General features: G+C 40.0%; 22 protein-coding genes. 15 read left to right on the plus strand and 7 right to left on the minus strand.

The genetic code is table 11. The annotated features are described in order from the left end of the window. The first annotated feature begins 44 nt into the window (after positions 1–44). Together ACFSR8_RS11165 and ACFSR8_RS11170 are read left to right on the plus strand one after the other, a co-directional pair. Positions 45–1,115 carry a tetratricopeptide repeat protein gene (locus tag ACFSR8_RS11165; RefSeq protein ID WP_380292029.1) on the plus strand — a complete coding sequence of 357 codons (1,071 nt, stop codon included), beginning with the start codon at positions 45–47 and terminating at the stop codon, positions 1,113–1,115. Positions 1,116–1,389: 274 nt separating this feature from the next. Next, complete coding sequence (locus tag ACFSR8_RS11170) at positions 1,390–2,745, plus strand: UDP-N-acetylmuramate--L-alanine ligase (RefSeq protein WP_380292031.1); 1,356 nt, start codon at positions 1,390–1,392, stop codon at positions 2,743–2,745. A gap of 258 nt (positions 2,746–3,003) precedes the next feature. On the opposite strand, the gene ACFSR8_RS11175 is transcribed toward ACFSR8_RS11170, so the two are convergent. Both ACFSR8_RS11175 and ACFSR8_RS11180 read right to left on the minus strand, forming a co-directional pair. Further along, complete coding sequence (locus ACFSR8_RS11175) at positions 3,004–4,821, minus strand: long-chain-acyl-CoA synthetase (protein WP_380292033.1); 1,818 nt, start codon at positions 4,819–4,821, stop codon at positions 3,004–3,006. A 417-nt stretch (positions 4,822–5,238) separates the two neighbouring features. Continuing rightward, a complete protein-coding gene (locus ACFSR8_RS11180; RefSeq protein ID WP_380292035.1) occupies positions 5,239–5,655 on the minus strand; it encodes a hypothetical protein in 417 nt (138 codons plus the stop codon). Between the two features lie 260 nt (positions 5,656–5,915). Here ACFSR8_RS11180 and ACFSR8_RS11185 point away from each other — a divergent pair, with 260 nt between their 5' ends. The 3 genes from ACFSR8_RS11185 (at position 5,916) to ACFSR8_RS11195 (ending at position 10,504) form a co-directional block, all read left to right on the plus strand. After that, positions 5,916–7,532 carry a CTP synthase gene (locus tag ACFSR8_RS11185; protein WP_380292037.1) on the plus strand — a complete coding sequence of 539 codons (1,617 nt, stop codon included), beginning with the start codon at positions 5,916–5,918 and terminating at the stop codon, positions 7,530–7,532. 163 nt (positions 7,533–7,695) lie between these two features. Next, positions 7,696–9,588, plus strand: coding sequence for a membrane protein insertase YidC (gene yidC, locus ACFSR8_RS11190; protein WP_380292039.1), 1,893 nt, complete (start codon positions 7,696–7,698; stop codon positions 9,586–9,588). Between the two features lie 220 nt (positions 9,589–9,808). Next, a complete protein-coding gene (locus tag ACFSR8_RS11195) occupies positions 9,809–10,504 on the plus strand; it encodes a toxin-antitoxin system YwqK family antitoxin (RefSeq protein WP_380292040.1) in 696 nt (231 codons plus the stop codon). Positions 10,505–10,597: 93 nt separating this feature from the next. On the opposite strand, the gene ACFSR8_RS11200 is transcribed toward ACFSR8_RS11195, so the two are convergent. After that, positions 10,598–11,989, minus strand: a complete 1,392-nt coding sequence (locus ACFSR8_RS11200) for a fasciclin domain-containing protein (RefSeq protein WP_380292042.1) — start codon at positions 11,987–11,989, stop codon at positions 10,598–10,600. A 187-nt stretch (positions 11,990–12,176) separates the two neighbouring features. Between ACFSR8_RS11200 and mnmA the strand changes: the two genes are divergently transcribed. The 6 genes from mnmA to ACFSR8_RS11230 all read left to right on the plus strand — a co-directional run bounded on the left by mnmA (position 12,177) and on the right by ACFSR8_RS11230 (position 18,419). Further along, positions 12,177–13,364 carry a tRNA 2-thiouridine(34) synthase MnmA gene (gene mnmA / locus ACFSR8_RS11205; RefSeq protein WP_380292044.1) on the plus strand — a complete coding sequence of 396 codons (1,188 nt, stop codon included), beginning with the start codon at positions 12,177–12,179 and terminating at the stop codon, positions 13,362–13,364. Positions 13,365–13,389: 25 nt separating this feature from the next. Further along, positions 13,390–14,991 carry a S8 family serine peptidase gene (locus tag ACFSR8_RS11210; protein WP_380292046.1) on the plus strand — a complete coding sequence of 534 codons (1,602 nt, stop codon included), beginning with the start codon at positions 13,390–13,392 and terminating at the stop codon, positions 14,989–14,991. Beyond that, positions 14,991–15,938, plus strand: a complete 948-nt coding sequence (locus tag ACFSR8_RS11215) for an NAD(P)H-dependent flavin oxidoreductase (RefSeq protein ID WP_380292048.1) — start codon at positions 14,991–14,993, stop codon at positions 15,936–15,938. The genes ACFSR8_RS11210 and ACFSR8_RS11215 overlap by 1 nt, the downstream gene beginning before the upstream one ends. 266 nt (positions 15,939–16,204) lie before the next feature. Then, on the plus strand, positions 16,205–17,581 hold the full coding sequence (locus ACFSR8_RS11220; protein WP_380292050.1) for an MATE family efflux transporter: 1,377 nt from the start codon (positions 16,205–16,207) through the stop codon (positions 17,579–17,581). Between the two features lie 34 nt (positions 17,582–17,615). Next, the gene (locus ACFSR8_RS11225; RefSeq protein WP_380292052.1) at positions 17,616–17,843 is read left to right on the plus strand and encodes a hypothetical protein; all 228 of its coding nucleotides are present in this window, start codon (positions 17,616–17,618) and stop codon (positions 17,841–17,843) included. A 6-nt stretch (positions 17,844–17,849) separates the two neighbouring features. After that, positions 17,850–18,419, plus strand: a complete 570-nt coding sequence (locus ACFSR8_RS11230; RefSeq protein ID WP_380292054.1) for a phosphatase PAP2 family protein — start codon at positions 17,850–17,852, stop codon at positions 18,417–18,419. A gap of 206 nt (positions 18,420–18,625) precedes the next feature. On the opposite strand, the gene meaB is transcribed toward ACFSR8_RS11230, so the two are convergent. Further along, on the minus strand, positions 18,626–19,711 hold the full coding sequence (meaB, locus tag ACFSR8_RS11235) for a methylmalonyl Co-A mutase-associated GTPase MeaB (RefSeq protein WP_380292056.1): 1,086 nt from the start codon (positions 19,709–19,711) through the stop codon (positions 18,626–18,628). Positions 19,712–19,757: 46 nt separating this feature from the next. Then, positions 19,758–20,312, minus strand: a complete 555-nt coding sequence (locus ACFSR8_RS11240; protein WP_380292058.1) for a DUF2911 domain-containing protein — start codon at positions 20,310–20,312, stop codon at positions 19,758–19,760. 533 nt (positions 20,313–20,845) lie between these two features. Here ACFSR8_RS11240 and ACFSR8_RS11245 point away from each other — a divergent pair. Genes ACFSR8_RS11245 through ACFSR8_RS11260 form a run of 4 tightly spaced genes read left to right on the plus strand, consistent with a single transcriptional unit; the run spans position 20,846 to position 24,204 of the window. Continuing rightward, positions 20,846–21,391 carry an RNA polymerase sigma factor gene (locus ACFSR8_RS11245; RefSeq protein WP_380292060.1) on the plus strand — a complete coding sequence of 182 codons (546 nt, stop codon included), beginning with the start codon at positions 20,846–20,848 and terminating at the stop codon, positions 21,389–21,391. Further along, positions 21,375–21,944, plus strand: coding sequence for a hypothetical protein (locus ACFSR8_RS11250; protein ID WP_380292062.1), 570 nt, complete (start codon positions 21,375–21,377; stop codon positions 21,942–21,944). The genes ACFSR8_RS11245 and ACFSR8_RS11250 overlap by 17 nt, the downstream gene beginning before the upstream one ends. Before the next feature lie 10 nt (positions 21,945–21,954). After that, positions 21,955–23,487 carry a hypothetical protein gene (locus ACFSR8_RS11255; RefSeq protein WP_380292064.1) on the plus strand — a complete coding sequence of 511 codons (1,533 nt, stop codon included), beginning with the start codon at positions 21,955–21,957 and terminating at the stop codon, positions 23,485–23,487. A gap of 30 nt (positions 23,488–23,517) precedes the next feature. Then, positions 23,518–24,204, plus strand: a complete 687-nt coding sequence (locus ACFSR8_RS11260) for a peptidoglycan DD-metalloendopeptidase family protein (protein ID WP_380292066.1) — start codon at positions 23,518–23,520, stop codon at positions 24,202–24,204. A 71-nt stretch (positions 24,205–24,275) separates the two neighbouring features. Here ACFSR8_RS11260 and ACFSR8_RS11265 read toward each other — a convergent pair whose 3' ends face one another. Both ACFSR8_RS11265 and ACFSR8_RS11270 read right to left on the minus strand, forming a co-directional pair. Further along, a complete protein-coding gene (locus tag ACFSR8_RS11265) occupies positions 24,276–24,683 on the minus strand; it encodes a hypothetical protein (protein WP_380292068.1) in 408 nt (135 codons plus the stop codon). 98 nt (positions 24,684–24,781) lie between these two features. Next, positions 24,782–25,552, minus strand: coding sequence for an NYN domain-containing protein (locus ACFSR8_RS11270; protein WP_380292070.1), 771 nt, complete (start codon positions 25,550–25,552; stop codon positions 24,782–24,784). Between the last annotated feature and the right edge of the window lie 163 nt (positions 25,553–25,715).

Genomic DNA, 25,715 nt, shown 5'->3' on the forward strand with positions numbered 1-25,715 from the left:
AAAGCCGTTCCAAAAAACAATAATTGGGTGAAAGCTTCCGTTGGATGAGTGAAGTTAATCATTTTGACCTTAAAACTGCAGAAGTTGGTATTACCGAAATGATAAATCTTAAGATTATCTTAATCAGAAAAACACTTATTTTTGTGCCTGTTACCTCAAAACTTATGATGCGCTTTGTAATATTTTTGCTGTTACCTCTGTTATGTGTCTCGCAACAAAGCTTGGATGAGGTAGAAAAACTTTTTGAGAATAAGCGGTTTAAAACAGCAGAAACTCTTATCAAAAAGACTTTGGAAAAGCATCCTACTAATTTAAAGGCTATTGAACTTTTAGGAGATGCTTATGGTCATCAAAAAAAATGGGATGATGCATTGGGGGAATACGAAAAATTGGTTGGGGCAAAACCAAATGTAGCCAATTATCACTATAAATATGGTGGGGTTTTGGGGATGAAAGCCTTGGAGAATAAATTTAAGGCTATTGCTTTTATTGGGGATATTAAAAGTTCGTTTCTCAAAGCTGCCGAACTAGATAAAACCCATATCAATGCACGTTGGGCTCTAGTAGAATTGTATATGCAATTACCCGGGATTTTGGGGGGTAGTAGAGATAAATCCCTTAAATATGCCAACGAGTTGGAAAATCTGTCCAAAGTGGATGGGTATTTGGCAAAGGGCTATGTGTATGAGTATGATGACGAACCCATACTTGCAGAGAAATATTATAAAATGGCCATTCGCGAAGGTGGTTCGCTCACCTGTTTTGATAAACTGACCGAACTTTATAAAAAGGAAAACCAACCCGAAAGTGCTATTAAGAACATTGAACAAGCGCATAAAAAACACCAACGAAACGCATTGCATTACCAAATCGGAAAAGTGGCCGCCGAGTACAATGTGGAGTTGGAAAAAGGGGAGATGTGTTTGAGGGTTTATCTTAGGAATTATTCGGCCGAAGACGGTGTGCCGAAGGCCTGGGCGCATTACCGTTTGGCGCAAATCCATACGCATAAAAGCAATAAATCGAAAGCCTTGGAGCATATCGAATTGGCTCTGGCCGAATTGCCGAAGATTAAACCATTCAAAGTACAAAAGGAAAAAATTTTACAGTTATAGCATTTGGGCGTTACCCACAAGGGGTCGGGCTTTCCACTATATCTTTTTAAAACGTCTTGTCCCCCACGTCATTGCGAACGTAGTGAAGCAATCTCCTCATGGCTAAGAGATTACTTCGTCGTGCCTCCTCGTAATGACGACCTACTTGCTAAGATTTTAAAAAGGATGTCGTTTCTATCCCTAACGCAGAAGAAACTTCCTTCTTCAGAAATACAGCATCCATCTTTCAATCATTAAACTTTGAACTTTAAACTGAGAGTTTGATATTTGCTACATGAACGTACATTTTATAGCCATTGGCGGTGCTGCGATGCACAATTTAGCCCTAGCCCTTCACAATAAAGGATACCATGTCACTGGTAGCGACGATACTATTTTTGAGCCCTCAAAATCCCGGTTGGAAGCTAAGGGGTTGTTGCCCGAAACATTCGGTTGGTTTCCAGAAAAAATCACAAAGGATTTGGATGCCATCGTATTGGGAATGCATGCCAAGGCGGATAATCCGGAGTTGGTAAAGGCCCAGGAATTGGGACTAAAAATATACAGTTATCCTGAGTTTTTGTACGAGCAATCCAAACACAAAACCCGAGTGGTAATTGGCGGAAGCCATGGCAAAACTACTATAACCTCCATGATTTTGCATGTGATGCATTATCACGATAGGGAAGTGGATTATATGGTAGGTGCCCAATTGGAAGGTTTTGACGTAATGGTAAAACTCACCGAGGATAATGATTTTATCGTTTTAGAAGGTGACGAATATTTAAGCTCCCCGATTGACCGCAGGCCGAAATTCCATTTGTACAAACCGAATATAGCACTGATAAGTGGCATCGCTTGGGACCATATTAATGTATTCCCAACGTATGATAATTATGTGGAGCAGTTTAGCATTTTTGTGGACTCCATCGTCAACGGGGGCAGTATCAATTATAATGAAGAAGATGCCGAAGTGAAGCGGGTAGTGGAAGCCAGCGCTAACACTATTCGGAAAATTCCATACCAAACGCCCGCATATAAAGTTGAAAACGGACAAACCCTCTTGGAAACTCCGGAAGGCGATTTACCCATTGAAATATTCGGAAAACACAACCTCAATAATCTGGCCGGCGCCAAATGGATTTGCCAGCACATGGGCGTGGATGAAGATGATTTCTATGAAGCCATTTCTACATTCAAAGGCGCCAGCAAACGCCTGGAAAAAATAGCGGAGAGTAAGAATAGTGTGGCATATAAAGATTTCGCCCATTCTCCAAGTAAGGTGGAGGCCACAACAAAAGCGGTAAAGGAGCAATACCAAAACCGTACTTTGGTTGCCTGTTTGGAACTGCACACTTATAGCAGTCTCAACGCCGAATTTTTAAAGGAATACAAAGGCGCTTTGGATGCTGCGGATACTGCAGTTGTATTCTATTCGCCACATGCAGTAGAAATTAAAAAGTTAGAGGAGGTCACACACCAACAAATCGCCGATGCCTTTCAAAGGGACGATTTAATCATTTATACCAACCCCAACGATTTTAAGGAGTTTCTCTTTTCTCAAGATTTTAACAACAAAGCCTTGTTGCTGATGAGTTCGGGGAATTATGGCGGTTTGGATTTTGATGAAGTTAAAGGTTTAATCAATTAACTGTATTGTCATCCTGTCCCGATAGCTATCGGGATTGATTCAAGATCTCATAAGTTTTCTGTAATGGATTCCGCATCAAGTGCGGAATGACAAGCAGTTTGAATTTTGGGGAGGTGAAGGGTTTAATTGAACAGCTGTCATCCTGAACTTGATTCAGGATCTCAATAACACATTCTTGGCAGGTGCCACGTCACACTTCGACTACGTTCAGTGTCTGTGGGGAATGACAAAAAGATAGGATTTCGGAGATTGATGGGATCAAAAAATATAAGCCCCGTTGTTAATTATATTTAAAAGATTGTCATCCAAACCTACATAAGAATTGCTTTTTGGCAGCATCACATAAACTTCGTCATCACAATTAAAGCCTTCTTTCTTTAAATCCGATTTTTTTATTTTGTGGGTATGGGTAAAATCCATTTCGTCTTTCACCCTAATAAATATCGGGACGGCATATCTCGGCAACTTTTTCAACAGGTAATCGGCTATTGCTTCTAAATCAAATGGTTCATTCTGATCTTTTAAAATAGTTGCCATCCCCGCCCTTCCGTCGTTGTTTGGAATTTGCACGCCATAAACAGCGCTCATCTCCACACATTCCAAGTTGCAAAGCACACCTTCAACTTCCGCTGTGGCTACATTTTCACCTTTCCATCGGAAGGTGTCCCCAATTCTATCCACAAACCTGGCATGCCTGTATCCAATGTCCTGAAGCAGGTCGCCACTGTTAAACCATTGGTCGCCCGGTTTAAATACGTTCCTAAGAATTTTACCTTCATTTTTCGTTTTATTCACGTAGCCGTCAAAGACAAAGGTTTCGCTTATTTCAGAAATCAATAGTCCGGTTTCACCTTTCTTTACCGGAATGAGGAATCCGTCGTGGTCTTTAATCGTGCTGTCATTTTCCACATCGTATTTTACAATTTTGAACTTTTGTGGCGACCATCCTACCGTGCAATCCAAATTCAGGGTATTAGTAAACCCAACGTTACCATCCGCCGCCCCATACAGTTCATAAACACCATCAATACTGAATCGTTTTTTAAATTGATGCCAAATATCCGGCCTCAATCCATTTCCAATTATTTTTTTAATGCAGTGCGCACTATCCAAATCCGATTCCGGGGCATTCAGAAGATAGCGACACAATTCTCCAATGTAGATAAAGGCACTAACGTTATACTTGCTGACATCCTTCCAAAAATGAGTGACTGAAAATTTTCTTCGCATTACCATAGCGCAAGGTCCCGAAAGTGCTATTGACCAACCAACTATTAGTGCATTGGTGTGGTAAAAAGGCAGTGGCACGTACATAACATCATTGGGGTTAAGGTTCATGTTTACCTTGCCAAACCAATAGTAGGCCGATAGCCATTTTTTATGTGTTTGTCTTGACGCCTTGGGCAAACCCGTAGTACCTGAGGTAAATACATAGGCATACACCTGGCCTGCTTTTATGTTTTGTGTGTTTGATGGATTATTTGAATTAGCATTAACCAAAGTCTGTTTTAGATTCACGTAACCTGTTGGGCAATCATTCAAACCGGTATCGCTAATCCAATAATACTTGTGGTTTGAAGCCTGAGAAAGCGACGATTTCACATCTTCGAAATTCGAAATCAATTCCTCCCCAATAAAAAAGTGGGTCGATGTCGCAAGCTCGATAGAATGGATAAGTACCTCTCCTTTTTGGTTCGGGTTGATCAGCGAAATGATGGCGCCGATTTTAGCACAAGCCGTAATTAAGAACAACAATTCAGGCCTGTTTTCTAAGATGACAATAATCGTTTCGTTGTTTTTAACGCCTAATTCTTGAAGGTAATTGGCATATCTATTGGAGATTTCATTGAAATGCTTATAGGTATAGGTTTGGTCTTCAAATTGAAGTGCGATGGTACTTCCATGGTTTTCGGCGTTATATTCGATAATCTTGCCAATGGATTGAAGACTTTCTGGGGTGATGCTTTTGGCCTTTTTGATATTTTTTACGAATCGTGGTAATTGAGGAACAAGTTTCACGATTCTCCCAAAAACATGAAGGAAGCTTAACGTATTGTTTTCGTCTTTTTTTGACATTTTTGTTTAGGTTGGTTAGCGAAAATGCAAGGTTGAAGCTATGCTTTATTCGGGCTCATAGTTGTGGGATTCAAGGTAATTGAAATTTTTAATACCTCCAATTGCAAATGTTATGAATTCTAGCTTCTATTTCTTCCGATGACAATGGAAAAAAATTAATCACTAACTGTCATCCTGAACTTGATTCAGGATCTCATTAATGCATACTAATTGGATTCCGCATCAAGTGCGGAATGACAAACAGTTTGGGTTGTAGGGGAAAGTGTGATTGGGTTTTTTTTAGGTCAATATTTAATAATCCGTCATATAACGGGTTGCCTTATAAAGAGTACGTTTGATAGACTTAAAAGTAAATTTACTAGTACTTTGAAGAATAATGCGGTGAGCCTATTTTTTGAGCCTAGCAAGTATCATTTTTTACTTTTTCAAACCAGAAACATAAAGTCTTACTTTTTCTAAAATTAGACTATCTATTGGTTCGTTATTTTTTAATTTTTCTAGGTATTGTTTGCATTCCCAACATCCGCCTTCTTTATGGGAAATTTTCCAATATCTTTTGGCGGCTTTGAGTTCATCTGTCTTATACATATAAGCCCCAAGAAGAAAATAAAAGTCACCACTTTTAAAGCCATGTTTCTGAGATTGGTCAACAAAATATTTTGCTTTTTCTATGTTTCCTTCAAAGTATGCTACATAGGCCTGATTAATATTTTTACTTGCCAAATCCATTTTACTTTGAGTTGTAGCACTATTTTGAGGAACACCGAAAATGTTCTGTTGAGAATACAAATTTATGGTTGAGAGTAAAATTAAAATAACAAATATATTTTTCATTTTTTCTACAATATACTTTTTCTTTTTATTAAGTGAACCACTTTAAATTGACAAGGGGTTAATTTACTTTTGAAACACGCTTGACACTTGAGAAGTTAATTTTCCTTTGAACGAAGTTGCAAAAAAATTCTACAAAACCAATTCAAGCGTAAATAATTTCGGCTTTGCATACTGTTAATAACCTCCCGCCAAATGTTTAAAAAGGTTTTCTTTATTAACTGTTTTAATTTTGTAAATTTGCCTGCGTTTATAAGCGCATCATGGCATCCAACACAAAGTATATTTTCGTAACCGGGGGGGTTACATCTTCATTAGGTAAAGGCATTATCGCCGCGTCGTTAGCCAAATTATTACAGGTACAAGGGTACAGGGTTACCATACAAAAGCTGGACCCGTATATCAATGTGGACCCGGGTACGCTTAACCCTTACGAGCATGGGGAATGCTACGTGACCGAGGATGGTGCTGAAACCGATTTGGATTTGGGGCATTACGAACGCTTTTTAAATGTGCCGACCAGCCAAGCTAATAACGTAACCACGGGCCGCATTTACCAAAGCGTTATTCAAAAGGAGCGTGAGGGTAAATTTTTAGGCAAAACGGTTCAGGTGGTGCCACATATTACGGATGAAATAAAACGTAGAGTGCAACTGTTAGGGAAGTCTGGGGATTATGATATCGTGATTACTGAAATCGGTGGTACCGTGGGTGATATTGAATCTCTACCTTACATTGAAGCCGTGCGTCAGTTGCGTTGGGATTTAGGGGAGCACAATGGTATTGTAATCCATTTGACTTTGGTGCCATACCTTTCTGCTGCCGGCGAATTAAAAACAAAACCCACTCAGCATAGCGTAAAAACCCTAATGGAAAGTGGGATTCAAGCGGATGTTTTGGTGTGTAGAACCGAGCATCATCTGCCGAAGGAGCTTAAGCGAAAATTAGCATTGTTCTGCAACGTTACCGTTGAATCTGTGATCCAATCCATAGATGCTTCTACCATTTATGATGTGCCTAATTTGATGTTGAAGGAAGGCTTGGACAAGGTGGTATTGGAAAAGCTGAATTTAGAAAGTACCAAGCCGGATATTGCTAGTTGGAACAAATTTGTGCACCGTTTTAAAAATCCGAAAAGCGAAGTACACATTGGCCTCGTTGGGAAATATGTTGAGTTACAGGACTCCTATAAATCCATTTTAGAGTCGTTTATCCATGCCGGAGCGGCCAATAACGTAAAGGTGGTTGTCGAATCCGTACATTCCGAATATTTGAACGATGACAACGTGAACGTTATGCTATCTCATTTGGATGGCGTTGTGGTAGCCCCAGGATTTGGTGAGCGTGGGATTGAAGGTAAAATTACTGCGGTTCAATATGTTAGGGAACACAATATTCCATTTTTAGGTATCTGTTTGGGCATGCAAATGGCAGTTATCGAATTTGCCCGAAATGTGCTTAACCTAAAAAGTGCCAATTCAACTGAAATGGATCCAGACACATTGCATCCAGTCATCGATTTGATGGAGGAGCAGAAAAACATTAAAAATAAAGGTGGAACTATGCGTTTAGGCGCTTGGGATTGTGCATTGATGCCCGGAAGCAAAGTCGAAAAAATATATAAAACAGAACATATTAAGGAACGCCACAGGCACCGTTACGAATTCAATAGCGATTACAGATATCAGATTGAAAAAGGAGGGATGCAGGCCACTGGCTTAAACCCAAAAACAGACTTGGTGGAGATTGTTGAACTATCCGACCACCCTTGGTTTATCGGTGTGCAATACCATCCAGAGTATAAAAGCACCGTCGCCAATCCGCATCCATTGTTCGTAGATTTTGTAAAGGCAGCCGAAAAACATAAAAACGCAAAGTAGTGTCATTGTGTCATATTAAGATAAGTTGGATAGTTTTTTGACACACGATATTAATTCCTCTCCTTTTCACGGAGAGGTGTCCGCAGGACGGAGAGGTTATTCAGGGTATTAATCTTAAGCCTGTCTTTAATGTCACTTTCAAAAGGAGGAGAGATTTAAAATTATGGAAGAAAAGAAATTAGATATTAATTCCATTATCGGTTTTGTGCTGATTTTTGGAATATTGGCGTACATGCTTTGGCAAAACCAACCAACTCCTGAAGAATTGGAAGCCCAAGAAAAAGCAAAACAGGAACAGGTTGAAGCCGAACAAAAAGCCAAAGAAGCAGAAACTACATTTGAAACCACTGCTGAAGATTTTAAAGTTGGGGCAGTGGATTCGCTTCAACAAATTGAACTTACAAACAAATTAGGCGCTTTTGCGCATTCCGCCATTCATGCCACTGATGAAAGTACCAAAGTGGAGAGTGACCTTTTAGCACTGACCTTCAACAACAAAGGCGGTTATCTTTCAGAAGTAAAATTAAAGGAATTTGTGGATTTTAAATCTGATCCTATTTATCTAATTAAGGATGACAATGCCCTTTTCAATATCAATTTTGGAACCACTGACAACCGTATTTTAAATACCAAGGATTTATATTTTGAACCATCCATAACCAAAAATGAAGGCAGTACTATAGTGTCCATGAAGCTTAAAGTTTCGGACTCGAAATTTTTGGAGTATCGTTACGATATCAAGGATGGGGATTATATGATCGATTTTTCGATTCGTTCCCAAGGATTGGCCAATGTGTTGAACAGTTCCCATGCCATCAATTTGGATTGGAAGCTTAAAGGCTATCGTCATGCGAAAAGTATATCCTATGAAAACAGATATACCGATATCCATTACGATTACGACGATGGAAAGGACGATTATACTGGCCCCCGTGACGCAGATGAAACCGTTGAAGACGTGACTTGGATTGGCTATAAGCAACACTTCTTTTCCTCGGTACTATTGACCGACACACCATTTAAAACGGTCAATCTTAAGTCCAAGGATTTGGTGGAAGATGAGGCGGTCGATACGCTGTACACCAAAAGTTTTGCCTCAACCATTCCACTAGAATTAAAGGGTGGCGAGTTGAACGAAACCATGGATTGGTATTATGGCCCAAGTGATTTTAAAATATTAAATGCCTACGATAGAAACTTAGACGAATTGGTGCCGTTGGGCTGGGGTATTTTCGGTTGGATCAACCGATATGTCTTCATGCCGTTATTTAGCTTTTTAGGTGGATTTATGCCATATGGTATTGCGATTATCGTGATGACCATTTTAGTAAAGATTTTGTTGTCTTTCGTGCAGTACAAGCAGTTCCTATCTCAGGCAAAATTGAAAATCCTTAAACCGGAATTGGATGCCATCCGTGAAAAGTACAAGGACAATAAAATGAAGGCACAGCAGGAAACAATGGCGTTGCAGACCAAAGCAGGGGCCAGTCCGTTGGCAGGTTGTTTGCCGGCTTTGATTCAATTGCCGGTGTTTTATGCGCTGTTCCAGTTTTTTCCTTCTGCCTTTGATTTGAGGCAAAAAAGCTTTCTTTGGGCGGATGATTTGTCGTCTTATGATACGGTTGCGAACTTGCCGTTTAATATCCCATTTTATGGAGATCATGTCAGTTTGTTCCCGATTTTGGCTTCGGTTGCTATCTTCTTTTACATGCAATTGACGACAGGACAGAATATGCAAGCGCAACCACAACAGGAGGGTATGCCCGATATGGCGAAGATGATGAAGTACATGATGTATTTCTCGCCAATTATGATGTTGTTTTTCTTTAACAACTATGCCTCTGGATTGAGTTTGTATTACTTCATTTCCAATGTAATTAGTATCGGAATCATTTTGGTGATTAAAAATTATATTTTGGACGAGGATAAAATCCATGCTCAAATTCAGGAGAATAAAAAGAAGCCGAAAAAGGAAAGCAAGTTTCAGGCTAGGATGAAACAGATGATGGAGCAGGCCGAACAACAGAAGCAGGCACAACAGAAACGAAAGAAGTAAATTCCAGCAAAAGATTTTTAGGTTTCAGTTTCCCTCCTATTAAGGAGGGAGTGAGGGAGGTGTTTTTCACATTTTTCAATATGATTTATGGGAAAGAGCTTTTAGATATTTTACACGCCCCTTAATCTCCTCTTGTTAGAGGGGAATTATTATGTTTATTTATCAAATTTTCTATAAGAACTTTTAAATCTTTTCGTTACTATTTCAAATATCTTTTGAAATGAAAAAGTTTCTAATTCTTCTTTTTTCATTATGTTTTACATTATTATGTGCCCAAAATAGCAATCAATTTGATGTCAACGGCAAACGCCACGGGATTTGGAAAAAGCATTTTGAAGGCACTGAAGTACTGCGCTACGAAGGCCAGTTTCATCACGGAAAGGAAATTGGCGCTTTCAAATTCTATAAAAATATCAAAGGGAAACCGGTGTTATCCGCTACCCGAGAGTTTCAAGAAGACAGTTCAATCGCAGACGTGAAATTCTTTACTTCCAAAGGAAAAGTTATCAGCGAAGGTCAAATGAACGGTAAAATCTATATCGGCACTTGGAAATACTATCAAAAGGATTCGGATAAGTTATTGATACTGGAGCATTACAATGACAAGGGGCAATTGCATGGCGAACGATTTGTGTATTACGAAAATGGAGAAGTAGCTGAAAAACAGCATTACAAAGATGGTGTCCTCCATGGAGAGGCTATTAATTATTCATTGAAAGGTATTGTTCTAAAAACCTTTATTTATGAAAATGGTGAGCTACACGGGCCATCAAAATATTATAATCCCAAAGGAGAGCTGATAGTGCAGGGGCAGTACAAAAAAGGTAAAAAGCATGGTATTTGGAACTACTATGAAAACGGGGAGTTAAGCGATACTAAGAATTTTACCGTAGAAGGGAAGTATAAGCCAAAATAAAAAGCCCCTTAAATTGCTTTAAGGGACCCTTCTTCATAGACAATTCTTATTAAAACTTGCCTATACTAAACAAACCAAACTAAACTAAATATCTTAATCTAAATTAGGTAAAGCTACCTTATTTAATACGTGGATTACACCATTTCCTGCTTGTACATCTACGGCAACTATTCCGATATCGGAGTTTTCCGCACCATCCGTTACATCAGCAATGTTTCCATTTGTGCCAGGCAAGTTGATGGTTAAAGACTGACCTTGCAGTGTTGGAGCTACCGTTTGTGATGGATCTAAATCTCCAGACTGCACATTTGCACCACCGACTACATGATGCAACAGCACTTGTGTCAATACGCTCTCTTCAGGCACTGTGATTGCGGCGAAAGCATCATTAACGGGCGCAAATACTGTAAATGGAGGATTTAGCATATCACCGTTTCCACCTTCCGTTCTGGCCAATACTTGCTCAAAAGGAGTTCCAGGAGTTAGCGTTGTTAACGCTGAGACCAAAGTTGAGAAATTAGGATCAGCTAAAGCAAAGGTTACCACAGTTGGAATAGTGATTACTTCACTTATGCCATGGATAATTCCATTTGTTGCTACAACATCAGGGGCTGTTACCATGGACATGCCGTTAAACATCACCTCACCCTCTACAACTCTGTAATACAAACTAATATTTTCGTCATTAGGACCAGTAGCTAGTGTGTTGGTATAACCTGCACCTGTACCAATGATATCGGAAGCTTGCACAATATCCCCTATCACATGGTTTAGTAAGGTATTCACTAAAGCATCTCCAGATGGAATGGCAGGCAAATTGCTGAAAGCATTGTTATCTGGCGCCAAAACAGTCAATGTTCCAGGGCTGCTAAGCACAGTTACTAAATCAGGGGTAAGGGCTCCTGTTAAAGTACTGAAATTAGAATTTGCGGTAGCTAATGTGGTAATTGTTGGTAATCCAATTACGGCATCTACAACGTGAATAATACCATTTGTGGCATCAATGTTTGCATTATTTAAATCTACATTGGAAACCCCATTTAATGTTACACCACTCGATAAATCTACAAACATGCTTAGGTTTAAACCAGTTCCTTCTTGAGTAGCTAATGTTTTTATGTAAGATGTACTTAAACTTGAAGATGGAAATTCACCATCTATTACATGATTTAATAGCACCTGAGTCAATACATCTACTGGAACATCATTGATGGAGTTGAAATTATTAGCTGTCAAAAATGCGTCGAAAGCTGTATTTGTGGGCGCAAAAACAGTGAATTGCCCTGAACCATCTAAAGTTCCAACAAGATTCGCGCGTTGCAATGCTTGAACAAGAGTAGTTAAGCCTGGGCTTGCCTGGGCAATTTCGGCTATTGTTTCTGGAGTAAAAGTAACCGTGTTGTCATCATCTAGATCACACGATACTAAAAATGTTACAGCTAAGAGGCTTAACGATAATTTTTTTAAGATTTTTAATGCATTCATTTTCATAAGAATTTTAAATTGTTTAGCAAAAATATAAATAAGTTAAACAAAAATCCAAATAATGTTTCATAAAATTTTCAAAAAGTTAAACAAAGTGTCAATTTTGTGCATTTCATCGATGTTTTTCAGTTAAACAAAACCTATGAAATTGTGTATCTTTGTGGGCTAAAATTTTTGATAATCCATAATGAAACGCGTTGTTGTTGGACTTTCCGGAGGTGTAGATTCTAGCGTTGCTGCATATTTACTTAAGGAGCAAGGTTATGAGGTGATTGGCCTTTTTATGAAGAACTGGCACGACGATTCTGTGACTATTTCCAACGAGTGCCCTTGGTTGGACGACAGTAATGATGCCATGTTGGTGGCTGAAAAATTAGGAATTCCGTTTCAGACTATTGATTTAAGCGAGCAGTATAAAGAACGTATCGTGGACTATATGTTTGCTGAATATGAAAGGGGGCGAACACCCAATCCGGATGTGTTGTGCAATAGGGAAATCAAGTTTGATGTTTTTATGAATATTGCCTTGGAGTTGGGAGCCGATTACGTGGCAACAGGCCATTATTGCAGAAAAGGGACGATTCAAAAAGATGGAAAAACTTTATATCGGTTATTATCAGGCGCGGATCATAATAAGGACCAATCCTATTTTTTATGTCAATTGTCGCAAGAACAATTATCCAAAGCACTATTTCCAATAGGGGAATTGACAAAACCCGAAGTTAGGGAACTGGCTACCAGATTGGATTTAGTTACGGCTGAAAAAAAGGATTCGCAAGGCTTATGCTTTATAGGAAAGGTAAAACTACCCGATTTTTTGCAACAGCAGTTAAAGCCAAAGTGTGGAGTTATAGTTGAGGTGTCGGAAGATAAAGGACTTTATTCAAATGAAGTTAGTGACTTCGCCTCAAAAGAAGAAGAGCTGGAATATCTATCGAAGAAGATTGAGTATTCCATTAAAGATGGCGAAATCGTCGGTAAACATCAAGGTGCCCACTATTTCACCAAAGGGCAACGTAAAGGATTGGCTGTTGGTGGCACACCAGAGCCGTTATTCGTTATTGATACTGATGTTGAGGAGAATGTGATTTACACGGGCCAAGGCAAAAACCACCCTGGATTGTTGAAAAAAGCATTGTTTATTAGTAATGATGAACTCCATTGGATACGGGAGGATTTGGCTTTAAAAGAAAGTGAAACGATGCAGGTTCAGGTCAGGATTAGATACAGGCAACCTTTACAAAAAGCTACTTTACATAAGGTTGAAAATGGTTTGTATATTGAATTTGAACAATTTCAATCCGCAATAACAGAAGGGCAGTTTGCCGTGTGGTATATTGATGAGGAACTTATAGGTTCTGGAGTAATTTCGTAATTTAGTGATTCCAAATCGCTTTGTTATGAGGACTATCTTATATCTAACTCTCTTTTTTTTCACTTCGTTTGCGGTCAATTCTCAAGAGGAAGCTTGGGTATATTTGTCAGATAAAGAAAATGTAACAGCTTCGTTAGCCAACCCCATTTCCATTTTAACTCAGAAGGCCATTGATAGAAAAAATCGCCATGGAGTAAGCATAGATGCCCGCGATGTTCCGGTAAACGAAAATTATATAACACAATTAAAAAATTCCGCAGGAATTACCGTGATGGCGAAATCCAAATGGTTTAATGCCGTACACGTCAGAGGAAGTCAAACCGATATTGAAGCTCTTGAAAACTTTAGTTTTGTGGATTCGGTGGAGTTTGCGGACAGAAGTTTGAACACCAGTAAATTCACCCAGATAAAAAAGAAATCGAAATTAGAGAAGGAGCTGACCACTTTCAATTACGGCAATGCCGCCAATCAAATTGAAATGTTTAATGGGGATGATTTGCATTTGGATGATTACACGGGATCGGGCATGACTATTGCCCTTTTGGATGCGGGGTACCCCAATGTCAATACAATGGCCTCTTTCCAAAGACTACGGGATGCGGGCAATCTTTTGGGCAGTTACGATTTTGTAGGCAGGGATGTTGATGTTTACACGGGTACAACCAGTAATCATGGTACATTGGTTTTCAGCGATATGGCTGGTTATGTTGAAAATCAATTTGTGGGTACTGCTCCTGACGCCTCCTATTATTTATTCATTACTGAAGATGCTACAAGTGAAACTCCCGTAGAGGAAAGTTATTGGGTAGAAGCGGCCGAGCGTGCCGATAGTTTGGGAGTGGATATTGTAAATACGTCTTTAGGCTACTCAGATTTTGATGGAACCAAATACGATTATTCTCAAGCAGATATGAATGGGACAACTACATTTATCACTAGAGGCGCGAACATAGCTTTTGAAAAAGGGTTGCTGTGTGTGAATTCCGCTGGTAATTCTGGGACTTGGGGTATTACTGCGCCTGCTGATTCGCCTAATGTACTTACCGTTGGCGCCGTGAATGCTTCAGGGACTTATGCCAATTTTAGTTCTGTGGGGACTGTCCATCAGCCTACACAAAAACCGGATGTTGCGGCGCAAGGTGCAGCCAGTTATGTGATTTCAGAAAACGATATTATTTTCACTGCAAATGGGACCTCGTTTAGCTCACCAATTTTAGCCGGAGGCGTGGCCTGTTTGTGGCAAGCTTTGCCCAATAAAACCAATGCCGAAATCATGCAATTGGTTCGGGAATCTTCATCCCAATTCAATTCGCCAGATAATTTTCTGGGTCACGGCATTCCTAATTTAAAATCGGCATTGGATACTGCTTTATCCGTTGATGAAAATGTTCTTGCAGAATTCAGTATCAACATCTTTCCCAATCCCGTCACCGATAAACTTTTTATCAAACTTTCATCGGGAGAGGGAAGTCTTCGACTATTTGATATTTCGGGTAGATACCTTAGAACACATGCTTTGATTTCGAATAGGAATACACTTGATATGTCCTATCTGGCTAAAGGGATATATTTGGCTGAAGTACAGTTTGAAACCGTTTCTAAAACCTTCAAAATCATAAAGCAATAATGCCAAATCGCATAACAGAACTTTTCAATATTAAATACCCAATCATTCAGGCCGGTATGGTTTGGAACAGTGGATGGCGTTTGGCATCAGCTTCAAGTAATGCTGGGATATTGGGTTTAATAGGCGCTGGTTCTATGTATCCCGAAGTGTTACAGGAGCACATTCAAAAGTGCAAAAAAGCGACTGACAAACCTTTCGGAGTGAATGTGCCAATGCTTTACCCTGACATCGAAAAAATCATGGATATCATTGTCGATGAAGATGTTAAAATTGTTTTTACCTCCGCTGGAAATCCAAAAACTTGGGCAGGTTGGTTGCAGGAACGAGGTATTACTGTAGTGCATGTGGTAAGCAGTGTAAAGTTTGCGCTGAAAGCCCAAGAAGCTGGCGTGGATGCCATTGTTGCCGAAGGTTTTGAGGCCGGTGGGCATAACGGTCGGGACGAAACGACTACGCTAACGTTAATCCCGATGGTCAAAGAGCAGATTAAGATTCCTTTAATTGCGGCGGGAGGCATTGCAACCGGGCGCGCCATGTTGGCCTGTATGGTTTTAGGAGCAGATGGTGTTCAGATTGGAAGTCGATTTGCCGCCAGTGAAGAAAGTTCGGCGCATGAAGCCTTTAAAAAAGCCATAGTTGATGCCAAGGAAGGGCATACCCAATTGACTTTAAAGGAACTCGCACCTGTGCGATTGATTAAAAATAAGTTTTATCAGGATGTCCAGGAACTGTACAAAAAAAGCCCAAGTGTTGAAGCGTTGAGGGGGCTCCTTGGAAGGGGCCGTGCCAAAAAAGGCATGTTTGAAGGGGATTTGGAGGAAGGCGAATTGGAGATTGGGCAAATATCAGGGATGATACATGATATAAAACCTGTTGAAACTATTATTCGGAATATTTTGAGCGAATTTGAGGAGGCAAGAACTAATCCGGAGCATTTTAAATTTTAAAATAAAAAAGGGAAAATTTAAATTTTCCCTTTTCAAATATCGAAACTCGAGCTCTTATTTTTTAAATCCCTTTTAAAATGAAAGCCAGTAGTTCCTTTATGCTATTAGTTTCTTTGAGACGTTTATTACTAGGGCAAAGGTAATAAAACAAAGGCTTTGTGTGCGACTTTTTAACTAAAATTATTAACATATGTTAATAAGTGTAAATTTCAAAAATGCGCACTACCTAATTCGGTAAAGCCACCCTTAAACTTTATTTTTGCCGAATGCAATTGCAACAGTATACCAAAGAATTCAAATATAACTGGCAACTGGCATCCCCTGTGATGCTTGGTATGCTCGGGCATACCTTTGTTAGTTTTATGGATAATATCATGGTTGGGCAGTTGGGTACAGCCGAATTGGCGGCCGTTTCTTTGGGCAATAGTTTCATGTTCATTGCGATGTCCTTAGGTATAGGGTTTTCAACGGCGATTACTCCTTTAATTGCCGAGGCTGATGCTGAAAACCATTTCGAAAATGGAAAATCATATTTTAAGCACGGTCTTTTTTTATGTACGGTGTTGGGGGTATTACTGTTTCTTATGGTTTTTTTCGCTAAGCCTTTGATGTATTTCATGAAGCAACCGGATGAGGTAGTCGCCCTCGCAATTCCTTATTTAGATTTGGTGGCGTTTTCTTTAATTCCGCTCATTATGTTTCAGGGGTTAAAGCAATTTAGCGATGGGCTCTCCATGACGAAACATCCGATGTACGCCACATTATTGGCCAATATCATCAACATCATTTTGAACTATATTTTGATTTTCGGGAAGTTAGGGATGCCCCAAATGGGTATTGTCGGTGCTGCCTATGGCACGTTGATATCACGTTTTGTGATGGTGGCCTATCTCTGGTTTTTGTTACAGCAAAAGGAGAAATCGAAATATTATGTTTCCAACATAAAGTTTTTGATTTTAGATAAATCCATGGTGAAAAAAATCGTCAACCTCGGCATGCCAAGTGCGATGCAGATGTTTTTTGAGGTGGCTATTTTTACTGCTGCCATCTGGTTAAGTGGCCTTTTGGGAAAGAACCCTCAAGCGGCCAATCAAATTGCACTTAACCTATCATCGATGACTTTTATGGTAGCCATGGGATTGGGTGTGGCCGCCATGATTCGTGTTGGAAATCAAAAAGGTTTAAAGAACTATTTCGAATTACGCCGAATAGCATTTTCTATCCTTTTTTTCGGAATTATTTTGGCCTCGGGGTTTGCTATTTTGTTTTTTGCCTTTCATGGACAATTGCCTAAATTGTATTTGGATTATAACGATGTGGAAAATGCCTTGGACAATAAAGAGGTTATGGAAATCGCATCTAAATTATTATTGGTAGCTGCAGTTTTTCAGATTAGCGATAGTATTCAAGTGATGGTGTTGGGAGCATTGAGAGGGTTGCAGGATGTTAAAATCCCGATGATACTCGTGTTCATTGCCTACTGGGTAGTCGGGTTTCCTATTTGCTGGTTTTTAGGGAAGGCCGAGGCTTTGGGAAGCATGGGGATTTGGATTGGCCTTTTGGCCGGATTGACCGTTGCTGCGATTTTATTGTATCTTCGATTTAATTATTTGACGAAAAAACTAATTTTGTCTAAAGACTAAAGACTAAAGACTAAAGACTAAAGACTATTTAGAAATGACCCTTCCAAAATTCATACTAGGCGATAATTCGGATTATCCTAATGCGATATTCGTTATCCACACCGAATTCCCAAGATTTATCATCAATTTGGAAAATGACGAGGTGGAGTGGTTTGAGGAATTTGATGCCGAAGACCAAAAGGAACTGGAATCCGAAACCGAAAATGCCATCAAACTCGCTAGCGAGTTTTACGATGCCGAAATCGCTAAATACGAAGATTAATCCATAATGATTGACCAGCTAATAGACTACGATAAAGAACTATTCCTATACCTTAATAACCTTGGTTCCGAAACTTGGGATACACTTTGGTTGGTGATCACTAATAAATTGACGTTTATTCCGCTGTATGCCATTCTTTTGTTTTTACTGTACAAAAAGTTTGGGGCAAAGCCCTTGTTGGTCTTTGTGATTGTGGTGGCTTTGATGATTACTTTTACGGATCAAATTACCAATGTATTTAAGCGAGGTTTTGAGCGCCCCAGGCCATGTGGAGCCGAAGGTGTTAAGGATTTGGCGCGAATGGTCGCAGGCTATTGCGGTAAATATGGGTTCTTTTCTGGGCATTCCTCAAACTCGATGGCAGCTGCAGTTTTTGCTGGTCTGGCTTTGCGTTCCCATTATAAAAACCTCATTTTTATTTTATTGTTTTGGAGTGCTATTGTAGCCTATAGTAGGATTTACGTTGGTGTGCATTATCCTTTGGATATCGTTTGTGGGATGACCTTTGGGGCAATATCAGGTTTTTTGTTTTATAAGTTGTCGCAAATACTTTTGAGGCGATTTGAATTGGCATAAATAGGGGGGCTTTGGTTCTGCACCTCCCTTATCCCGATAGCTATCGGGACCTCATTGGTAGTAGGGAAACTGCTGCGTATGAGTGTCCCCTCTAAGTAGAGGGGAGTCAGGGGTGTGTGAAAGAAAGGTGTTGCCTCTTAATTCAATTTCGTTGATAAACCCAAAAGAATAGAGGAAATCATTTTATAAACTTTATACTATGCGCCTCAGCGACTTTGCGCGAAAAATTCCAAAACAACTTCCGCCGCGACAAATGGCGTAGTCTCATTGTTTTCGACTAATATTAGTTGTTCTTTTAAGGCTTTTTTGATTTTGGGTTGATTGAAAAAATCGGATTTTAAGCGCTCCTCTATGGTTTGGATGAGCCAAAATTTGTTTTGTTCGTTGCGTTTGGTGTTGAAATAGCCGTTATTTTGAGTGAGTTCGAAGTACTCGGAAATCAATTTCCAGATATCGGCAATGCCCTCATTATGCAAAGCACTACATAAGGTGACTTTTGGCGTCCAGTTGGATGCTTTTTTAGGATACAGATGTAAAGCCCTGTTAAACTCTACTTTTGCCAATTTCGCCCGTTTTTGGTTGTCCCCATCAGCTTTATTGATGGCAATGGTATCGGCCATTTCGATGATGCCGCGTTTTATGCCTTGCAATTCGTCTCCGGCACCTGCTAATTTCAACAATAAAAAGAAATCTACCATGCTATGCACGGCAGTTTCACTTTGGCCCACACCGACCGTTTCAATTATGATTACATCAAACCCTGCAGCTTCACATAGGATTATGGTTTCACGCGTTTTTCTGGCCACCCCACCCAATGAATTTCCTGAGGCCGATGGACGGATGTATGCATTTCTGTCCTTTACCAATGTTTCCATTCGGGTTTTATCGCCTAAAATACTGCCTTTAGTGAGTGTACTACTGGGGTCAATCACCAAAACGGCTACCCGTTTTCCTAATTTAGTGAGATGCGTCCCAAAGGTTTCGATAAATGTGCTTTTGCCCACACCCGGTACTCCGGTAATGCCGATGCGGACGGAATTGTTGGCCTGGGGAAGGCATTGTTTTATGATGGCATTGGCCTGTTTGGTGTGCTTTTGATTGGCGCTTTCAACAAGCGTAATGGCGCGACTTAAGTCGCTGATATTTTGATTTAAAATACCTTTTACAAGTTTATCTGAATCCAGATTTTTAAGTCGTTTGGATTTGAAATCGGAAATGGAGGCGGTGTTGATGATTTTTGGTTCAGAAACACCTTCTTGTTCTTGTAATGCTGATTTCTTTTTTTTGGACACGGTAAAAGGGATGTGATACCAAGATAATATTTTAATCGATATGCTGTTATCGCAAAGGCACTTTTATCCGAACGTCGTCCCAAGCTAAAGTCATAAAAAGCCTATCGGTTGAATTGTCGAATGCGATGGTGAATTGCTCCACTGTCGTATCTAATGTTTCTACTGGAACTTTATAATTGATAATGTCAAATTGTGCTTCTCGGAGGGGTTTTAAGGTTTGGTGGTCAACACCCCATGGGTATTGTTTGCTATTGAAAATCACTTCCCAAAGGGTATCGTTTGGGATGGTCCAAAGGGTGTATTTGCCTTTGGGCAGGGAATCGTTTCCGATTTTTAGGGCTTGATTGGTTTCAAAGGTGGTGGCTTCGTTAGCTCCGGTGCGCCATACTTCGCCGAAAGGCACCAGGGCTCCAAATACTTCTCGCCCCCGTTTTGACGGCCGATTGTAGAATACTTTTAAGCTTAAATCATCTACTTTGAAGGCTACGGTTTTCTTCGGGCTTTTGCGTTTTTGGAGGCCGTCGTTCATGTAGGAATACACAAAAACGAAGCCGGCGGCCAGTATTAAAATAAAAATAACACGCTTTAAAAAAGTGTTCATGTGAGAGCAATTTTTGGAGCACTAAATATACTCGATAAACGATGATTTATAAAATGGAAACGCTATTTTATTTAGCTTTGTTGTGTATCTGGATTGGTCACGTCCCGATAGCTGGTTGGATCAGGGATTTTGACGGATTTGTTGTACGGGTTTTGGCAAACGCGAAATGTAGTTTGGGTTAGGCAAATGGCTTTGGCGGGTTGGCCCGCGTTAGGGATAGAAGCGGCATCCTTTTTTGCTTTTCGAATTGCCTTTCGACTGCGCTCAAGGTGACATGCAAAAAAAGATATAGCGGATAGCCCGACCCGAAGCGATCCTGCAAGGTTTTACTTGCACTGAGCGGAGTCGAAGTGAAAAACCTTGTAGGTATGAGCGAAGGGTAACGCCCAACTTCTCGATACGATTCCGATTTCCAAAAATCGAAATCACTCGAAGTGACACTAATTTTCAAGAAAAGTAAAGTTTTTTGCAACACTCAACTTTTTCTGTCGTCTTTAGAAATGAACAACTAACTGAGTCCAAAAGCACACCGCATGTTTCAAGTTGACATTATTGAACAATGTAAACAGAACGATCGTAAGGCACAATTGCAGTTGTACAACCAGTACTGCAATGGGATGTACATTGTGGCGAAACGGTTTTTGAAGGATGCGCACGAGGCCGAGGATGTGGTGCAGGAAGCGTTTATAAAGGCGTTTTCGAAACTGCATCAGTACAAAGCTGAGGTGACTTTTGGGGCTTGGTTGAAACGTATTGTCATTAATAAAAGTATCGACGTTCTGAAATCAAAAAAACAACAGTTAGTAGAATTGGACGAGGTGCACCTTAAAGTTGTGGATACGGATGACAAATGGTTAGTAGACGATGCAATTACGGTAAACCATGTGAAGCGGGCGATCAATCAACTGCCCGATAAATATCAATATGTGTTGATGCTGTATTTGATTGAGGGGTACGATCATCAAGAGATTTCGGAGATTTTGAATATCTCGCAGGTGGCGTCCCGCACGCAATTATCCAGAGGCAAAGTGAAATTACAGGAACTTTTAACAACAGAAAAAAATGGCACGGGATATTAGAGATTTATTTAAGGAAGACAACGTTGCACGCGAGACGATGCCCGAAAGCCACGAGGCGCGTTTTTTGGAAAAGCTGGACGTGGCGTTTCCGGAAGATAAGCGGGCTACAAAAACCCATTGGTGGTTTATGGCGGCGAGTGTTGTGGTGCTCATTGGCTTGGGTATTAGGGCTTTGAATTATTTTCAGGCCGAAAAACCGGGGAAGGTTGAATTGGCCGGAGTGAAGACCAAAACCTTGGGGGATGTGTCCCCAGGACTGAAAAAGGTTGAGGATTACTATTTGGCGAGTATCAATTTGGAGCTGTCCAAGATGAAACCTACCCCCGAAACCAAAGCCATTTTTGATGGGTATTTGGAGCAGTTGGAAACCTTAAATCAGGAATATGAGCGTTTATCTGCGGAGTTGACCGAAAACGGACCGACAGAGTTAACGGTAAATGCGCTTATTGATAATTTGAAATTTCGTTTGCACTTGTTGTATCGCTTAAAAGAACAATTGAACACTTTGGATGTTTCGGACGACCTGGTTGAAGAGACATCCCAAACGACTTAAAAATCAAAAAATGAATAGAATAATCATAAGATTACAAATACTGGTGCTGGGACTTTGCTTTGCATCGACGCTTAGCGCACAGGATAAAATGACCAAGGTGTCGCAGTCCATTAATGTGGACAAGGATGTAACCATAGATTTGAATACGAGCTATTGTAATATCGTTATCGACACTTGGAACAAAAACGAGGTGGCCATTGAAGCCTATATTGAAGCTGAAGACCTTTCCAAGGAAGTGATGGAGCAGGCCCTAAAGGGTTGGGCGTTGGATGTTGATGGGTCACAGAATTTGGTGACTATCAACTCCAATAAAGGTGGAAGGCACAATGTTTGGGTGTACAACCACGACGGTCATGACGTTGATGTAAGGGTGATAATGGATGAGCTAAAGCACGATCTGGCTGATATGCCTGAGATTCCTGAAATACCAGAGTTGCCTGAAATGCCCGAAATGGCACCGTTGCCACCGTTACCAGAATTGCCGCCATTGCCTGAGGGTATCCATAAGCTTCAATTTGACTATAAGGCGTACCAAAAGGATGGCGATAAATATTTAGAGGAATGGTCTAAGGAGATTGAGTCGCAGTATGGCGAGGACTATGCCAAGAAAATGGAAGCTTGGGGCGATAAATTCGGAAAGGAATGGGGCGAAAAGTTTGGAAAGCAGATGGAAGAATGGGGCAAGAAGTTTGGTAATGAATGGGAAGCTAAATTTGAAGTGGAGATGGAAGAGTGGGGCGAGGCCTATGCCGAAAAAATGGAAAAACGTGCCGAGCGCATGGAAGACATTCAGGAAAAACGAGCTTTGGTCATGGAGGAAAGAGCCAAGGCCATGGAAAACAGAGCCCAGGCCATGGAAAAACGACATAAAGAGCGTGAGAAGCATGCCGAGAAACGTAGAAAACTTTCTGAGGAACGTCGCGTTTTGGTTGAAGAACTGTTGAATAAAGGCAGTCATTCCAATGTAAAGAAAACCATCATTATAAGAATGCCGAAAAAGGCAAAATTGAAGGTGAACGTAAGGCATGGTGAACTGGAATTTGCTTCGGTGGTGGACGATGTTCAGGCGGATTTGAACTATACCAAGTTTAAAGCACTAGGCATTAATGGAAGCAAAACTTCCATTAGTGCCTCTTATGCCCCGGTGTATGTTTCCGATTGGAATTTAGGCGAGCTTAATTTAAACCATGTGCGGGATGCGCAATTAAAGACCGTAAAGCATGTGGTGCTTAATGCCAATTCCTCCAATGTAAAAATCAATAATGTGGTCAACAGTGCCATTGTGGATAGCAATATTGGCGACGTTAAAATTCTAAACGTCAATGATACCTTTTCCAATTTGAACTTTATTTTGCAGAATAACAAGGCTTATGTGGTATTGCCAAAAGTGAACTATAACTTAAACTACAAGGGAAAAAACGCCGTGGTGATTCACCCTGATAATACCAATGGGAAAAACGCATCTTCATTTTCCATTAGCCACCCCGATAGTAACAAAACTGTTGTTGTAAATGCAAAATACAGCAGGGTGATTCTAGAGTAGATTTCTTAGATTTGGGGAAATCGATCTGGTATGACCCCAAACGAATTTCAAACCTTTCTTAAAAGCATTTGCCCCAAACCGCTTCATGTTTTAGATGTTTCTATTCCCAAGTCGAAATATGTGCATTTGGACCTTTCCGAAAGCAACCTTGAACTCCAAAACGTCAACACTGCTTCTTCTGCAGATTTTTCAAAATATATTGATTCCTGTTTAAAACGACATAACGCTCTTGTGGCCTATGGTGGTTATAATGAGGTGAGAACCATTTATAATCGGAGCCATCATTTTAATACAGGTGAATCCGAAAGGCGAAGTATCCATTTGGGTTTGGATTTATGGTGCGACGCCGGTACTTCAATTTATGCGCCTTTGGATGGGGAAGTGCACAGTTTTAAAAATAACGACAATTTTGGGGATTATGGCCCCACTATCATTTTAGAGCACAGCATTTTTGGCACTCGTTTTTATACGCTTTATGGGCATTTAAGCTTGGAATCCATTGCTGATTTAAGTGCAGGGCAGGTTTTAAAAAAAGGGGAGGTGTTTGCTTCTTTAGGTGATGTCTCCATAAACGGGGATTATCCTCCTCATCTGCATTTTCAAATTATTAGGGATTTGCAGGGGTATTTTGGGGATTACCCCGGGGTGTGTTGTAAAGCGGATTTGGCGTTTTACTTGGGGAATTGCCCTGATCCGGGGTTGGTTTTGGGGTTTTGAGATTAGCCAGTGTTTATATACTTCTTAAGTGGCTTTTATCTCAGTTCTTTGTTGGCAAATCATTTTTTTATTCAACTAATTTGGATTCCTATATTTTCAAACATCTCTTTAGTTTTTATAATATCCGATTCATTTTTCATTTCCATTAAATCTCGAAACTTTCCGTTTTTCAATTTCAGACTGAACCTTTTTCGACCAAAGACTTGCTTTTCGGTAAGCGAGCTGATTTCGGATATATTCAATTTTTCAGATGCTGTTTTTTTAAGAATTTGATATGTAAACAAAACGATTGAAAAATTACCAAGAATTATCCAAATAAAACCCATCCATTCCATTTGTTTTTCGTCCAACACAAATAGAGGAAAAAGAACAGAATTAATAAGCGTAAAAATCAGCGATACATTCATTAATAAATATTGCTTTTTTAATCCGTCTTTTATTTCAATCGTCTTTTCGATTTCATTAAATTTAATTTTCATCGTAATGTTTTTTCAAATGTTTGACAACTTATTTATATGCAGAATTTTCTTCCTTTTGTACGGCTATTTTGCCTGGCTTTGGAGAACTTTAGTTTAAGTTACTTCTTCCGCCTTTGATACCGTCGCTTTTCAATATTCTTAATATAAATATGTTTATATCTGGGGTTGTTGGGCGCATTGCGCTCTTCAATCTCAAATTTTCCAGTGGATTTTATCAAAGGTGTCAGCTTTTGGAAGCCGTAGTTTCTGGAATCAAAATTGGGGCGTTTTTTCTGTATCAAACTTCCCACATCCCCAAGGAATGCCCAACCGTCCTCATCCGAAAGATCGGCAATGGATGAGCGTATCAAATTGATTTCTTTATGGGTAATTTTGTCAACTGAGGGTTTCGATTCCTTTTTGTCATCGCCATTCTCAGCATCCTCTTTTTCTTCGGTTCTGCTTCCTAAAATTTCAATGTAAATGAATTTGTCGCAAGCTACTATAAATGGATTAGGTGTTTTTCGTTCGCCAATGCCAATCACCTGCATACGGGCCTCTCGAAGCCTTAGGGCAAGCCGCGTGAAGTCGCTATCACTAGACACGATACAAAACCCATCTACTTTGCCTGAATATAGAATATCCATCGCATCGATAATCATGGCGGAGTCGGTTGCATTCTTCCCAATGGTGTAGCTGTATTGTTGTACCGGAGTAATGGCATTTTCTAGGAGTACGTTTTTCCATTTGTTTAAATGGGGTTTGGTCCAATCGCCATAAATACGTTTAATGGAAGGGTTGCCGTACTTTGCGATTTCTTCCATCATTTCCTTTACATGGCCAGCTGGTATATTGTCGCCATCAATTAAAACGGCAAGATTGATGTTCATAGTTAAGTTTTAAAATGAGTTGGTAAGTTAAGGTTTCCTTTTTCGTATCACAAACCTAAAACTGTTTTCTTCTAAATTCTGAATATGTTAAAATATTCAATGAAATACGAGATTGTGTTTTAATATTTTCATTCATAAGCTGTTACAGTTAAAAATATGACAA

This window comes from Hyunsoonleella rubra (genome assembly GCF_042684665.1).
GTDB classification, from domain to species: domain Bacteria; phylum Bacteroidota; class Bacteroidia; order Flavobacteriales; family Flavobacteriaceae; genus Jejuia; species Jejuia rubra.

Excerpts from the sequence above, each read along its gene's own strand:
- ACFSR8_RS11165 (WP_380292029.1), top strand. The coding sequence starts at position 45 with ATGAGTGAAGTTAATCATTTTGACCTTAAAACTGCAGAAGTTGGTATT.
- ACFSR8_RS11170 (WP_380292031.1), top strand. The coding sequence starts at position 1,390 with ATGAACGTACATTTTATAGCCATTGGCGGTGCTGCGATGCACAATTTA.
- ACFSR8_RS11175 (WP_380292033.1), bottom strand. The coding sequence starts at position 4,821 with ATGTCAAAAAAAGACGAAAACAATACGTTAAGCTTCCTTCATGTTTTT.
- ACFSR8_RS11180 (WP_380292035.1), bottom strand. The coding sequence starts at position 5,655 with ATGAAAAATATATTTGTTATTTTAATTTTACTCTCAACCATAAATTTG.
- ACFSR8_RS11185 (WP_380292037.1), top strand. The coding sequence starts at position 5,916 with ATGGCATCCAACACAAAGTATATTTTCGTAACCGGGGGGGTTACATCT.
- yidC (WP_380292039.1), top strand. The coding sequence starts at position 7,696 with ATGGAAGAAAAGAAATTAGATATTAATTCCATTATCGGTTTTGTGCTG.
- ACFSR8_RS11195 (WP_380292040.1), top strand. The coding sequence starts at position 9,809 with ATGAAAAAGTTTCTAATTCTTCTTTTTTCATTATGTTTTACATTATTA.
- ACFSR8_RS11200 (WP_380292042.1), bottom strand. The coding sequence starts at position 11,989 with ATGAATGCATTAAAAATCTTAAAAAAATTATCGTTAAGCCTCTTAGCT.
- mnmA (WP_380292044.1), top strand. The coding sequence starts at position 12,177 with ATGAAACGCGTTGTTGTTGGACTTTCCGGAGGTGTAGATTCTAGCGTT.
- ACFSR8_RS11210 (WP_380292046.1), top strand. The coding sequence starts at position 13,390 with ATGAGGACTATCTTATATCTAACTCTCTTTTTTTTCACTTCGTTTGCG.
- ACFSR8_RS11215 (WP_380292048.1), top strand. The coding sequence starts at position 14,991 with ATGCCAAATCGCATAACAGAACTTTTCAATATTAAATACCCAATCATT.
- ACFSR8_RS11220 (WP_380292050.1), top strand. The coding sequence starts at position 16,205 with ATGCAATTGCAACAGTATACCAAAGAATTCAAATATAACTGGCAACTG.
- ACFSR8_RS11225 (WP_380292052.1), top strand. The coding sequence starts at position 17,616 with ATGACCCTTCCAAAATTCATACTAGGCGATAATTCGGATTATCCTAAT.
- ACFSR8_RS11230 (WP_380292054.1), top strand. The coding sequence starts at position 17,850 with ATGATTGACCAGCTAATAGACTACGATAAAGAACTATTCCTATACCTT.
- ACFSR8_RS11240 (WP_380292058.1), bottom strand. The coding sequence starts at position 20,312 with ATGAACACTTTTTTAAAGCGTGTTATTTTTATTTTAATACTGGCCGCC.
- ACFSR8_RS11245 (WP_380292060.1), top strand. The coding sequence starts at position 20,846 with ATGTTTCAAGTTGACATTATTGAACAATGTAAACAGAACGATCGTAAG.
- ACFSR8_RS11250 (WP_380292062.1), top strand. The coding sequence starts at position 21,375 with ATGGCACGGGATATTAGAGATTTATTTAAGGAAGACAACGTTGCACGC.
- ACFSR8_RS11255 (WP_380292064.1), top strand. The coding sequence starts at position 21,955 with ATGAATAGAATAATCATAAGATTACAAATACTGGTGCTGGGACTTTGC.
- ACFSR8_RS11260 (WP_380292066.1), top strand. The coding sequence starts at position 23,518 with ATGACCCCAAACGAATTTCAAACCTTTCTTAAAAGCATTTGCCCCAAA.
- ACFSR8_RS11265 (WP_380292068.1), bottom strand. The coding sequence starts at position 24,683 with ATGAAAATTAAATTTAATGAAATCGAAAAGACGATTGAAATAAAAGAC.
- ACFSR8_RS11270 (WP_380292070.1), bottom strand. The coding sequence starts at position 25,552 with ATGAACATCAATCTTGCCGTTTTAATTGATGGCGACAATATACCAGCT.